Origin of the sequence: Brevundimonas sp. (genome assembly GCF_051858995.1) — a bacterium.
GTDB lineage: Bacteria > Pseudomonadota > Alphaproteobacteria > Caulobacterales > Caulobacteraceae > Brevundimonas.
Window position 1 is genome coordinate 50,006 of the sequence record NZ_JBHYGN010000010.1, and the last position, 13,169, is coordinate 63,174.

The 13,169-nt window shown below is 68.9% G+C and carries 12 protein-coding genes; 8 read left to right on the forward strand and 4 right to left on the reverse strand.

Translation table 11 applies throughout. From position 1 onward, the window contains the following. Positions 1-198: 198 nt before the first annotated feature. The 4 genes from ACTIEF_RS11395 to ACTIEF_RS11410 form a co-directional block, all read right to left on the reverse strand. The gene (locus ACTIEF_RS11395) at positions 199-675 is read right to left on the reverse strand and encodes an Ada metal-binding domain-containing protein (protein ID WP_439472259.1); all 477 of its coding nucleotides are present in this window, start codon (positions 673-675) and stop codon (positions 199-201) included. A 220-nt stretch (positions 676-895) separates the two neighbouring features. Next, on the reverse strand, positions 896-3,214 hold the full coding sequence (locus tag ACTIEF_RS11400; RefSeq protein WP_439472260.1) for a TonB-dependent receptor domain-containing protein: 2,319 nt from the start codon (positions 3,212-3,214) through the stop codon (positions 896-898). Beyond that, complete coding sequence (locus tag ACTIEF_RS11405) at positions 3,211-4,149, reverse strand: FecR family protein (protein WP_439472261.1); 939 nt, start codon at positions 4,147-4,149, stop codon at positions 3,211-3,213. The genes ACTIEF_RS11400 and ACTIEF_RS11405 overlap by 4 nt, the downstream gene beginning before the upstream one ends. Before the next feature lie 37 nt (positions 4,150-4,186). Further along, positions 4,187-4,735: an RNA polymerase sigma factor gene (locus ACTIEF_RS11410; RefSeq protein WP_439472262.1), complete on the reverse strand. Its 549-nt coding sequence runs from the start codon at positions 4,733-4,735 to the stop codon at positions 4,187-4,189. 102 nt (positions 4,736-4,837) lie between these two features. Between ACTIEF_RS11410 and msrA the strand changes: the two genes are divergently transcribed. The 8 genes from msrA (at position 4,838) to ACTIEF_RS11450 (ending at position 13,168) form a co-directional block, all read left to right on the forward strand. Next, positions 4,838-5,344 (forward strand): peptide-methionine (S)-S-oxide reductase MsrA, encoded by a 507-nt coding sequence (gene msrA, locus ACTIEF_RS11415; protein ID WP_439472263.1) that lies wholly within the window; start codon positions 4,838-4,840, stop codon positions 5,342-5,344. 65 nt (positions 5,345-5,409) lie between these two features. After that, a complete protein-coding gene (locus tag ACTIEF_RS11420; RefSeq protein ID WP_439472264.1) occupies positions 5,410-6,429 on the forward strand; it encodes a LacI family DNA-binding transcriptional regulator in 1,020 nt (339 codons plus the stop codon). Positions 6,430-6,523: 94 nt separating this feature from the next. Then, complete coding sequence (locus ACTIEF_RS11425) at positions 6,524-7,672, forward strand: fumarylacetoacetate hydrolase family protein (RefSeq protein ID WP_439472265.1); 1,149 nt, start codon at positions 6,524-6,526, stop codon at positions 7,670-7,672. Next, entirely contained in the window at positions 7,669-8,427 is a 759-nt protein-coding gene (locus ACTIEF_RS11430; protein WP_439472266.1) for an SDR family NAD(P)-dependent oxidoreductase, read from the forward strand. The genes ACTIEF_RS11425 and ACTIEF_RS11430 overlap by 4 nt, the downstream gene beginning before the upstream one ends. Before the next feature lie 51 nt (positions 8,428-8,478). After that, complete coding sequence (locus ACTIEF_RS11435; RefSeq protein WP_439472267.1) at positions 8,479-9,906, forward strand: sugar porter family MFS transporter; 1,428 nt, start codon at positions 8,479-8,481, stop codon at positions 9,904-9,906. A 107-nt stretch (positions 9,907-10,013) separates the two neighbouring features. Further along, entirely contained in the window at positions 10,014-11,456 is a 1,443-nt protein-coding gene (locus ACTIEF_RS11440; RefSeq protein ID WP_439472268.1) for an aldehyde dehydrogenase family protein, read from the forward strand. A gap of 3 nt (positions 11,457-11,459) precedes the next feature. Then, entirely contained in the window at positions 11,460-12,323 is an 864-nt protein-coding gene (locus tag ACTIEF_RS11445) for an SMP-30/gluconolactonase/LRE family protein (protein WP_439472269.1), read from the forward strand. After that, on the forward strand, positions 12,320-13,168 hold the full coding sequence (locus ACTIEF_RS11450; protein WP_439472270.1) for an aldose 1-epimerase: 849 nt from the start codon (positions 12,320-12,322) through the stop codon (positions 13,166-13,168). The genes ACTIEF_RS11445 and ACTIEF_RS11450 overlap by 4 nt, the downstream gene beginning before the upstream one ends. The last annotated feature ends 1 nt before the right edge of the window (position 13,169 follow it).

Sequence of the window (13,169 nt, forward strand, 5' to 3'; positions counted from 1 at the left end):
AAGTAAGAAAACCGTCTCAATAACTTCAATCAATCCGACTATCCGGATTATGGGCTGTTCGACCGCAACGCCGCGCTGGGCGGCAATCTGGGCAACGACCTGACCGCCGGCGTGGTCGAGGGGCTGGACCGCCGCATCAGCACGATCAATTTCGACCGCGAACGCCTGCCCCAGACGGCCGCCCAATAGACCTGTCGATCAGGTCGGGCCGACGCGCGTCGTACGCGGCGGGGGCGCAACTTCGACCAGCGACCGGGCGTAGGCTGACGGCGTCATGCCCGTCAGACGGCGGAACAGCCGATACAGGTGCGACTGGCTGACGCCGACGGCGTCGGCCAGTTCACGCGGCGATGGCGCGGCGCCCCTGGTCTCGATGTGGCGACAGGCCGCCTCGACCAGTTCCCGGTGACGGTCGCGCAGGGCGGGCGCTTCGGGGCGGCAACGCAGGCAGGGGCGGAAGCCGGTCGCGCGCGCTTCCTCAAGGGTGTCGTGCAGGCGGATGTTCTCGGGCCGCGCATGTCGTGACGGGCAGGTGGGGCGGCAATAGACGCCGGTGGTCACGACCGAATACCAGAACCGCCCCTCGGCGCGCGGATCGCGCCGGTAGATCTGGGCCAGACGCCTGTGTCGCGAGAGCGAGGCGGGGGCGTTGATGTTGTCGGCTGTGATGTCCATCAGGCGGGGAGGGAGAATGGGCGCGCTCCATCGGGGGCGAAAGCAGCGCGCCCATCCCTTCACTCAGAGGCATTCGACGCGACGAACCGACAGGATGTCGGGTGGGCCAGCACCAGAGTCGTCGTCACGCCATGGCCTCTGAAGAAGTCTACGGCCTTGCGGCCCTGTCCTGATGACGCCGGGGATCGCCGGACGCCTTACGGTCCGGTGCGATCTTTCTTCAGAAGGCGGCGTCGAAGGTCAGGCGGACCGTCAGCGGGCGGATCGGCACGGCCTGCGGCTGGGACAGCTGATAGGGCGACCCGATGCCGTAGCGGATGCCGGTCGCATCGAAGGGGTTTGAGATTCGCAAGGTCGCGGACCGCCGCTCGTCGCCCAGTCGCGCGCTCAGTTCGGACCGCACATAGCCGCCCTGCGGCACGTCCAGCATGGGGCCGACGCCAAGTCGGGACCGTCCGATATAGCGGAAGTCCGCGCCCAGTCGCAGCGGCAGGGTCGCGATCTCTCCGGCGTCCCAGTCAACGCTCATCTGCGCGCCGACCGGGGCGACGTTGGGAATGTCGGTTGTCCCGCCGCCGATGGTGCTGAACCGCGTTCGGGTCAGGCTGCTCTGGTTCAGGAACACGCCGCCGGACATCTCGAAGGTCGGCGTCGGTCGCCAGGCGCTCTTCAGCGAGATGAAGTGGATCACGCCGTCGCCGACATTGTCGGTGACCAGATCGCCGCCTTCGGTCACGATGTCCGCCTGCACGTCGCGCCAGTCCATCCAGCCGACAGAGATTTCGCCGGACAGGTCGTTCCAACTGTCCTGGGTCCGCGCGCCCAGTTCCAGCAGGGTCACCCGGTCGCCCTGATAGCGGGAGAAGGCGCCGCCGGCCTCATTCACCCCGGCTGGGCGCACGGCCTGTTCGAACCGTCCGAAGAAGGTCAGGCCGGGGCGTGCGTCCCAGCGGGCGGACAGGCTGGGGGTCAGGCGATAGGTGATGCCCTGATCGTCGGTGCCGATCCGCATGTTGAACATCACGTCGCGCAAGTCGCTGTCGATGCGGACAGCGGAAAGGCGCGCGCCGAGGGCCACGCGCCAGTCGGGACTCGGCGAAAAGGCCGCCTCGCCGAAGGCCGCGACCTCGGTGAAGGTGCGCCGCAAGTCGGCGCCGGCCGCCATCAGCGAGGTGGCGGCGATGGACAGACGACGCCGCTCGACCAGGGTTTCGCCGAGGGCGAGGGTCCCGCCGCCCGTCACGGTCCAGTCGTCGCTGACGGGGACTTCGATCCGCGCCTCCGAGGCGAGGGCGAAGATGGTCTGGCGCCGGTCGACCACGCTCGGGAGCGGATCGCCGGGCTGGGTGGCGTCGAACCGTTCGCTCAGCTCCTGTCGCGACAGGCTGGTGGCTGAAACCAAGGTCGCGCCGCCACCCATCTGCCGTCGGGCGGTCAGGCCCGCGATGGCGATGCTGCTCTTGTAGGGCTCCAGAACGCGTCCGGGGCGGTTGAAGGCGATCTCGTCGGCGGCGACGGTCTGGGCGTCGTCCGCGGAAACCCGCTGGGCCAGGCCGACCAGATCAAAGGTCCAGTACGCGTCGGTCCACCGCAGGGAGGCCCGTGCGCCGACGGTGTCGATCCCGTCTGTTTCGCGCAGGCCCTGCGCCGGATTGTCCAGGAAGCCGCCATCGTGGCGGGAATAGGCCACCAGCCGGGCGGCCGCCTGGTCGCCAAGCGTCTGGTTCAGAACCACGGCCGCCTCGGTGCTTTCCGCGCCGCCGGAGGTCGCGCCGGCGCCCAGCGTCAGGCGGGCGGAGGTTTCGTACAAGGCCGCGGCCTCGGGCTGGATGCGCAGCACCCCGCCGATGGAACCCGCGCCGAAGCGGGTGCCCTGCGGCCCCTCGAACACCTCGATCCGCCGCACATCGATCAGGGCCAGATCCGGGTCCGGCGAGCCATAGCTGAGCCGCAGGTCGCCGAGGTACTGGCCGACCGTCGCCTGCAGCGGGCCGTTCATGGCAGAGTCCGCCAGCCCGCGGACGAACAGCTTGTTTCGGCCCAGACCCTGACGCGTCGAATCCACGGTCGCGGACAGGTCGGACACCGCCTCGCTGGCGGCGACGCCTTCGGCGCGTTCCAGACCGCCGGGCGTGAGCAGGCTGCGGCCCGCGCCGTCCTGCAGGCTGGTGGGCGGCACGGCGGTGACCACGACCTCGCTGAGGGTGGTTGGCGCAAGTTCTTCGGGACGGGGCGGCGGGGCTGGGCGGGGCGGCCTCGGCGGCGCCGCTTCGATCCGGTAGACGCCATCGCCGATGCGCACCGCACGTGCGTCCATGGGTTGAAGCATGCGATCCAGCGCGCTCTGCACCGTCATCCGGCCACGCAATTCGGGCGTGCGCCGTCCGGTCAGGTCGGCGGCGATGACCACATCGATCCCGGCCTGTGCGGCCAGTCGGTTGATCGCGGGGACGGCGGGGCCGGGCCGTATGTCAAAGGTCTGGGGCGCGCCTGACTGAACCGTCAGCGCCCCGACCATCAGCCAGGCGGCGACGGTCACGGCGCCCGGAGCGGCTCCAGCCGCCAGCCGTCGCCCTCTTCGGTGATCCGGACGCCCAGCAGCAGTTCCAGCCGACGCTTCTGATCCGTGGGAGAAGCGGTCGTCGTCAGGCTGCCGCTGAACCGACGGTTCGTCAGCGCGGGCGCGACGTCGATCGGTCGGTTCAGGGCGCGGCTCAGATCCTGGGCCACGACCGCCATCCGTTCATCGTTCCACGACAGACGACCGGTGCGCCACGAGTCGACGTCTTCCGGCGCGACCGAGCCGTGTTCCAGCCCGCGCGGGCCAGCGACGACGCTGTCGCCAGGGTTCAACACGGTGCGGGCCGAGCCGGCATCGACCTGGACACTGCCTTCGGACACCGACACCCGGGCCCCGTCCTGCAGGCGGGTCACGTCGAAGATGGTGCCCAGATCGGTCAGGGTGGCGTCGCCGACCTGCACCAGGAAGGGATGGGCCTCGTCGTGCTCGACCTCGAACAGGGCCCGCCCGGTCTCAAGGCTGACTTCGCGCGGCTTGCGGTGGTCCATGGCCAGACGGGTGCCGCCGTCCAGCACGACCTGAGAACCGTCCGCCAACGTGATAGTCCGATGCTCACCGGGCGCGGTCTCGACCAGCCACGGCTGCGGGCGGCTGCTCCAGCCGATCCAGGCCACGCCCAACGCCAGCGCGCCCACCGCCGCCGCGATCGTGGCGCGTCGCGGGAAAGCGAAGCCGGACTTCACGCGCCTCATCGGCAGGGCGCGGCGCGGCGCGGTCTTCAGCGCTTCCACGGCGTACCCCTCGGCTTCGGCCAGCCGCCAATAGGTCTCGGCATGGCGCGCGTCGGCGTTCAGCCAGGCGTCCCAGGCGTCCCATTGATCAAAGTCGGGATCGTTGACCCGGACCAGCCAGTCCAGGGCGTCGCGTTCGATCATTCTGCTCGTGGCGGTCATCCCCATGCCTCCACGACGCCGCCGAAGCGAAATTGCCTCATGCCCCGCCCTCCTCGAGGTCCAGAAGCGCTGCATAGACCTTGCGCAGATGCTTCTCGACGGTGCTCAGCCCCATGCCGAATTCCTCGGCCAGGAGGCGCTGGGTGACTCCGTCGATGCGGTGTCGCCGGAAGATGGCCGCGGCCGGATCGCCGATGGCGGCGAGCCGGGTCTCGACCGCCGCCAGCGTCTCGGCCGCGATCAGGCGGCGCTCGGCGTCCGCCGTCTCGACGCTGTCTTCCGGCAGATTGGCCGGGCTCAGCCAGGCCGCGTCCCGGGCGGCCGCGCGCCGTTCGCCCCGTCGCCGATCCAGCACCGCCGTATAGACCATGCGCAGCAGATAGGCCTGCGGGTTGGCGATGGGCCCCTCGGCGGTGCGGATTCTCAGCCAGACGTCCTGGACCACGTCCTCGGCGTCACCGGCCAAGCCCATGGCCGAGGCGCGCCGGATCAGCGCCGGGCGCATCTCGGTGAACACCGCTTCGAGACCGGCGGCGGGCGTGTCGGGCGTCGCATCCATGCCCTCGGGGCTTAGCCCTCCAATCAAGGCGAAATCTCGACCATCGGGGGCTGACCTTCCGTTGTGCGACGAACGGCTTATCTGTTCGACGAAACCGCGCCGTTCGGGCGCGAGATGAAAGGGCCGATCATGACCGACACCACCGAGCGCGCCGTCCTTGCCGGAGGCTGCTTCTGGGGCATGCAGGACCTGCTGCGACGCTACAAGGGCGTGATTTCGACCCGCGTCGGCTACAGCGGCGGCGACGTGCCGAATGCGACCTATCGCAACCACGGCACCCACGCGGAAGCCATCGAGATCATCTTCGATCCGAAGGAGCTCACCTATCGCCAGTTGCTGGAGTTCTTCTTCCAGATCCACGATCCGACGACGCTGAATCGTCAGGGAAATGACCTCGGGCTCAGCTACCGGTCGGCCATCTACTATGCCGACGAAGCCCAGAGGCAGACTGCCCAGGAGGTCATCACCGAGGTTGATGCTTCAGGAAAATGGCCGGGCAAGGTCGTCACCGAGGTCGAGCCGGTGGGTGATTTCTGGGAAGCCGAGCCCGAGCATCAGGATTATCTGGAGCGTTATCCGGAGGGCTATACCTGCCACTTCGTGCGCCCGGACTGGACGCTGAAGTCCGCCGCCTGAGACGGCGTTGGCGCTCCGGGCGCTGACGCTCTAGTTTCGCGGGATTCGATGAGCGGGGCAGGGTCGTGAACAAGGCCGTCAAGATCGACGACGTGGCGCGTCTGGCCGGGGTTTCCCCCATGACTGTGTCGCGGGTGATGAACCGCGTTCCGGGCGTGCGTGAGAAAACCCGCGAGGTCGTGCAGGCGGCCATTGAGGAGTTGGGTTATCGGCCCAACGCCGCCGCCCGCAATCTGGCGCGCGCCGGGTCTGGGCGGCTGGGCATGCTCTATTCAAACCCCAGCGCCGGCTACCTGAGCCAGTTCCTGCTCGGCGCCCTTGAGGGCGCGCATCAGGTCGGCGCCCAACTGCTGCTCGAGAAATGCGACGCCGATGGCGACAGCGAGCGCGCCGCCGTCGAGCGGCTGGCCGCGGGCGGGGTGACCGGCGTCGTCCTGCCACCGCCGCACGGCGAAAGCTGGGCCGCCCTCGCGGCGGTGAAGGCCAGGGGGCTGACGGCGGTGGCCGTTGCGCCGGGGCGCTTCAAGTCCGCGGCGCCGGCGATCCGCATCGACGATCTGGCGGCGGCGGCGGAGATGACCCGCTATCTGCTGGAGTTGGGCCACCGACGCATCGGCTTCATCAAGGGCGCGGCCAACCAGACCGCCAGCGCCGAGCGCCTGATCGGCTTTGAAACCGAGGTCGCGGCCTTCGCCGAGCCGGTCGAGGCCCTGATCGAGGCGGGCGAGTTCACCTATCGCTCGGGCTTTGACGCCGCCGAGCGCCTGCTGTCCGCGGATCGCCCGCCGACCGCCATCTTCGCCTCCAATGACGACATGGCCGCGGCGGCCATCGCGGCGGCGCACCGGCGAGGGCTGGACGTGCCGCGCGACCTGACGGTGGTCGGCTTCGATGACACGCCGGTGGCCCAGGAAATCTGGCCCGCCCTGACCACCATCCGCCAACCGGTCGCCGAGATGGCCGAGATGGCGGTGCGCCTGCTCGACGAGAGCGGCGTGACGGAGGACGAGGGCGACACCGGCGCCCAGCACCTGATCCGTCACCAACTGATCGTCCGCGACTCCTCGGCGGTCCCCGCCGCCTGAGCCAGCAAGCGGGGCGCTTGACAGCGTTCGTTTCCGGAAGAATGTTAGCGCTAACATTTGACGCCCCGCACGTATGGGGCGCGAGGGGGAAGCGTTGCGGATAGTGGATCACCTTCCGGCCGATTGGCCTGAAGCGATACTGGCAGGGCGCATGCAGACCGGGGACGGACCGTCGCCCGTGCTGGTTCGCGCCGGACGTCTGATCGACGTCAGCCTGACCGCCCCCACCATGGCTGAGCTGCTGGCGCGTCCTGACGCCGCCTCGGTCGAGGGTGTGGACCTGGGCCCCATCGCCGACATGGATTTCCGCACTGCCTGGGGCGGCGGCGAGATCGAACTGCTGTCGCCGGTGGACCTGCAGTGCATCAAGGCCTCGGGCGTGACCTTCGCTGTTTCGGCGATGGAGCGGGTAATCGAGGAGCGGGCGCGCGGAGATTCGGCCTCGGCCGAAGGCATCCGCGCCGATCTGGCCCGTCGCATCGGCGGCGACCTCCGAGCAGTGCAGCCGGGCTCCGAGCAGGCCCAAGCGCTGAAGGCCGCCCTGATCGCCGACGGCATGTGGTCCCAGTATCTGGAAGTCGCCATCGGCCCGGACGCCGAGATCTTCACCAAGGCCCCGATCCTGTCTTCGGTCGGTTGGGGCGCCGAGGTCGGGGTGCACCCCAACTCGGCCTGGAACAATCCGGAGCCCGAGGTGGTGCTGGTCTGTGACCCGAACGGCCGCACCGTCGGCGCGGCGCTGGGGAATGATGTCAACCTGCGCGATGTCGAGGGTCGCTCGGCCCTGCTGCTGGGCAAGGCCAAGGACAACAACGCCTCCGCCGCTATCGGTCCCTTCATCCGCCTGTTCGACGACGGGTTCGGCATGGACGATGTGCGTCAGGCCGAGGTGCGGCTGGAGGTCATCGGTCCGGACGGTTTCGTCATGGACGGCACCAGCAACATGGCCCTGATCAGCCGCGATCCGGAGGAGCTGGTCCGGCAGGCGGCGGGCGCCAACCACCAGTATCCGGACGGCTTCGCCCTGTATCTCGGCACCATGTTCGCGCCGGTCGATGACCGTGGCGCGCCGGGGCTGGGCTTCACTCACAAGGTCGGGGACCGCGTGCGCGTGTCGTCGCCGAAGCTGGGCGTGCTGGAGAACATTGTGACCACGTCGGACAAGGCGCCGCCGTGGGTGTTTGGAGTATCGGCCCTGATGCGCAACCTCGCGCAACGCGGCCTGCTGGGGGTCAGCGCATGAGTGGAGCGATCTATCCGTCGCTGAAGGACAAGCTGGTGGTGGTGACCGGCGGTGGCTCGGGCATCGGCGCGGCCCTGACCGAGGGCTTCGCCCGGCAGGGCGCCCGCGTGGTGTTCCTGGACATCGCCGTCGAGGACTCGAAGGCGCTGGAGGCCTCGCTGGCCGATCTGTCGCCCGCGCCGGTCTTCCATCACTGCAACCTGACCGACGTCGAGGCCCTGCAGGCTTGTCTGGCGGACATCGCGTCGACCCATGGTCCGGTCGAGGTGCTGGTCAACAACGCCGCCAACGACGACCGCCATGCGCTGGCCGAGGTCACGCCCGCCTATTGGGAAGACCGGATCGCGGTGAACCTGCGTCACCTGTATTTCGCGACCCAGTCGGTGGCCCCGGCCATGCAGGCGGCGGGGCAGGGCGTGATCCTGAATCTCGGCTCGATCAGCTGGCATCTCGGCCTGCCGGAGTTGTCACTCTACGAGACCGCCAAGGCGGGCATCGAGGGCATGACTCGGGCGCTGGCGCGTGAACTGGGCGCCGACGGCGTGCGGGTCGCCTGCATCGTGCCGGGCAATGTGAAGACCCCGCGTCAGATGAAATGGTACACCCCGGAAGGGGAGGCGGAGATCGTCGCGGCGCAGTGTCTGAAGGGGCGGATCGAGCCGCGCGACGTGGCCGCGCTGGCGATGTTCCTGGCCTCCGACGACGCCCGCTTCATCACGGGACATGAGTATTTCGTGGACGCCGGCTGGCGATAGGCCGACGCTCAAAATCAGGGGCCGCAAGAGCCCCATGGAGGAGGATTGAGAATGGCAGGACCGACGGGGGGCTCAGGCCCTGACATCGCGGGCAACGACCGCGTCAATATCGGCTTCATCATCGCCATCGTGGCCGTCGCCACGATCGGTGGTCTTCTGTTCGGCTACGATTCCGGGGCCGTGAACGGCACGCAGGCGGGGCTGCAGGCGCAGTTCAATCTGGACGCCAACGGGCTGGGCTTCACGGTCGGTTCGCTGCTGATCGGCTGTGCCTTCGGCGCCTTCTTCGCCGGTCGACTGGCGGATCTGGTTGGCCGCCGCACCGTCATGATCGTGTCGGCGCTGCTCTTCCTCTTCGGCGCCCTGATCCAGGGCGTGACCGATGTGCACGCCATCTTCGTCGCCGCGCGCTTCGCGGGCGGCATGGCCGTCGGCGCGGCCAGCGTGCTGTCGCCGCTCTACATTTCGGAAGTCGCCCCGGCGAAGATCCGCGGCCGCATGAGCACCGTGCAGCAGGTGATGATCATCAGCGGCCTGACCGCCGCCTTCCTGGTGAACTACTTCCTCGCCCAGAACGCGGGCAGCAGCCTCGGCGAAATCGCCGGAACGACCGCCTGGCGCTGGATGTACCTGGCCCAGGCCGCGCCCGCGGCGGTCTTCCTGCTGGCCCTGTTCCTCATTCCGGAAAGCCCGCGCTATCTGGTCATGAAGGGTAAGGATGAAGCGGCCCGCGTCGTCCTGACCAAGCTGTTCGGCGCCGAGGCGGCCGAGCGCAAGATCGGCGAGATTCGCGCCAGCTTCACCGAGGGTCACCGCCCCAGTTTCAGGGACATCACCGGCAAGTTCGGCTTCCGCCCGATCGTCTGGGCCGGCTTGGTCCTGGCGACCTTCCAGCAGTTCGTCGGCATCAACATCATCTTCTACTACGGCGAGACCCTGTGGCGTCTGGCCGGAGTGTCTGAGGAAGTCGCGCTGGAGCGCAACATCATCTCCGGCGCCGTCTCCATCGGCGCGGTGCTGCTGGCCCTGGCGGTGATCGACAAGATCGGCCGCAAGCCGCTGCTGCTGATCGGCTCGGCCGGCATGGCCGTCACGCTCGGCGCCATGACCTGGGCCTTCAGCGGCGCCGGCGCGGACGCGGCGGGCAATCTGACCCTCGGCGCCACCGCCGGTCTGACCGCCTTGGTCGCCGCCAACCTCTACGTCATCTTCTTCAACTTCAGCTGGGGCCCGGTCATGTGGGTCATGCTGGGCGAGATGTTCCCCAACCAGATGCGCGGCTCGGCCCTGGCCATCTGCGGCCTGGCCCAGTGGGGCGCCAACTATCTGGTCGTCCAGAGCTTCCCCGGCATGGCCGAGGGCATCGGCCTGGTCGGCACCTACGCCCTCTACACGGCCGCCGCCGTGATCAGCATCTTCCTCGTCCGCGCCTTCATCAAGGAGACCAAGGGCAAGGAGCTGGAAGAGATGACCGGCTGACGCTTCTCCCCGAACGGAGTACGGCGGGCGGCGCTTCGGATGCCTATCTGATGCGTCGCCCGTCGGGCTTCGACCTGTACGACCGACTTCTCCAAGGAATGCCTCCCATGACCGACACCCTCGAGCTTTCGCACTGGATCAACGGCGAGCGCGTCGGGGGTGATCGCCCGGCCGAGAGCACCAACCCTTCGGACACCCGCGAGGTCGTGGCCCGCACGCCGGACGGCACGGCCTCGGACGTTGATGACGCCGTCGCCGCCGCCAAGGCGGCCTTCCCCTCGTGGTCTGAAGCCTCGCCGGAAGTGCGCTCGGACGTGCTCGACAAGGCCTCCAACCTGCTGATGGAGCGCAAGGAAGAGGTCGGCCGCCTGCTGTCGCGCGAAGAGGGCAAGACCCTGCCGGAAGGTATCGGCGAGACCGCCCGCGCCGCGCGCATCCTCAAGTATTTCGCAGGCGAGGCCCTGCGCCTGCATGGCCAGAACCTGGCCTCGACCCGTCCGGGCGTGGAAATCCAGACCTATCGTCAGCCGGTCGGCGTCTTTGGCCTGATCACCCCCTGGAACTTCCCCATCGCCATCCCGGCCTGGAAGGCGGCGCCGGCGCTGGCCTTCGGCAATACAGTGGTGCTGAAGCCCGCCGGTCCGACCCCGGCTACGGCCGAGGCGCTGGTCGCCATCCTGCATGAGGCGGGCCTGCCCAAGGGTGTGCTGAACATGGTCATCGGCAGCGGCCGCGTCGGCCAGGCCATCGTCGACCACAAGGACGTCGTCGGCGTCTCCTTCACCGGCTCCCAGCGCGTCGGCGCGGGCGTCGCGGCGGGCGCGGTCAAGCGTCAGGCCCGGGTGCAGCTGGAGATGGGCGGCAAGAACCCGCTGATCGTGCTGGACGACGCCGATCTGGAGCGGGCGGTGAACATCGCCCTGGACGGCTCCTTCTTCGCCACCGGCCAACGCTGCACGGCCTCCAGCCGCCTGATCGTGCAGGACGGCATCCATGACAAATTCGTCGCCCTCCTGGCCGAGAAGGTCGGGGCCCTGCGCGTTGGCGACGCTCTGGATCCCAACAGCCAGATGGGCCCGGCGGTCAGCGAGGCCCAGATGGAGACTTCCTACACCTACGTCGAGGTCGCGCGCGGCGAGGGCGCCCGCATCGTCACCGGCGGCGACCGACTGAAGCTGGACAAGCCCGGCTGGTACGTCCAGCCGACCCTGATCGCCGACACCGCCGCCGACATGCGGATCAACAACGAGGAAGTCTTCGGCCCGGTCGCCTCGACCATCCGCGTGAAGAGCTATGAAGAGGCTCTGGAGATCGCCAACGGGGTCGAGTTCGGCCTGTCGGCCGGCATCGTCACCAGCAGCCTGAAGCACGCTCGCGACTTTCAGCGTCGGGCCAGGGCGGGGATGACCATGGTCAACCTGCCGACCGCGGGCGTCGACTATCACGTGCCGTTCGGCGGGACGAAGTCATCCAGCTATGGCGCGCGCGAGCAGGGCTTCGCTGCGGCGGAGTTCTTCACCTCGATCAAGACCAGCTACAGCGCGGGCTGACCCATGCAGATCGGAACCGAGCCCGTCCTCCTGTGGGACCTTCAGGCCGAACTGGGGGAGGGGCCGGTCTGGGACGACCGTCGCCGCGCCGTCTGGTTCGTCGATATCAAGGGCCGTCGTCTGCACCGCTACGGCGTGGATGGCGGCGCCCGCGACAGCTGGGATGCGCCCGAGCAGATCGGCTTCGCCCTGCCAGCCGAGGACGGCTCCCTGATCTGCGGCGTGCGTGGCGGCCTGCACCGGTTCGATCCGGAGACCGGCGCCTTCAGCCTGATGATCCGGGTCGAGGAAGATCGTCCGCAGAACCGCATCAACGACGGCTTCGTCGCGCCGGACGGCACTCTGTGGTTCGGCACCATGGATGACAGCGAGGCGACCGTTTCGGGCGCCCTCTATCGTTGGCGGGACGGCGAGCTGACCCGTCACGACGACGGCCACCGGGTCACCAACGGCCCGGCCATGAGCCCGGACGGCTCGGTCCTGTATCACCACGATACGACCGAGAAATGCATCTACGCCTTCGACCATGACGACGGCTATCTGGCCAACAAGCGCCTCTTCGCGAAGACCGTGGACGGCTATGCCGACGGCCCGAGCATGGACGCGGACGGCGTGCTGCACGTCGGCCTGTTCAACGGCTGGGGCGTGGCCCGTTTCGCGCCGGATGGTTCGCCGCTGCCCAAGATCGAGCTGCCGGTCCAGACGGTGACCAAGGCGGCGTTCGGCGGGGATGATCTGCAGACCCTGTTCTGCACCACCGCCTGGCTGGGCAATGCCGACAAGCGCGCCGAGCAGCCGACCCTTGGCGGCCTCTACGCCCTGCGTGTCGAGACGCCGGGCCTGCCTCAGGCGCGGGTGAAGCTGTGATCGAACTGCGTCACGGGGACTGGCGTCTGATCCTGCGGCCCGAGGTCGGCGGGGCCATCGGAGCCCTGACCCGTGACGGCGTCGATATCCTGCGGCGGATGCTGGACGGCTCGACCAATGTGCTGGAGGCGGCCTGCTTCCCTCTGACGCCCTACGCCAACCGCATCGCGGGCGGGGCGTTCGCGTTCGAGGGGCAAGAGGTCGCCCTGCCGGTCCAGCCCGCCTTCGCTCCTCACGCCCTGCACGGCGACGGCTGGCTGAGTGTGTGGACGGTCGAGGCTCGGGACGAGACGTCCGCGACCCTTGTCTATCGTCATGCGCCGGATGCCTGGCCCTGGGCCTATGAGGCGCGTCAGACCTTCGGCCTGACCAACGCGGGCCTGTCGGTCGCCCTTTCGATGACCAATATGTGGGACACGCCCATGCCCGCCGGGCTGGGCCTGCACCCCTATTTCCCGGTGACGGACAAGACCCGCCTGCGCTTCGATGCGACGCAGGTCTGGGGCGGGGGCGTCGACGAGGTTCCGACGACCCTGCTGCCGGTCGCGGAGGTTTATGACTGGTCCTGGGGCCCGCGCGTGGCCGAGGCCCCATTCGTGGACCACGCCTATGTCGGCGATGGCGCGGCGGTGCTGGCCGAGCCGGGGCGGACAACGACCGTCACGGCCTCAGCCAACGCATGCTGGCGCCACATCTTCGTGCCGGGCGGCGACTTCTGCTGCATCGAGCCGGTGACGCACCGCCCCGACGCCGCCCGTGCGCCCGCGGACGAGGCCAGCGGCTGGACCGTTCTGGCGCCGGGCGAGACGCTGTCGATGTCGATGGACGTGACCGTTCAGGGCTGAA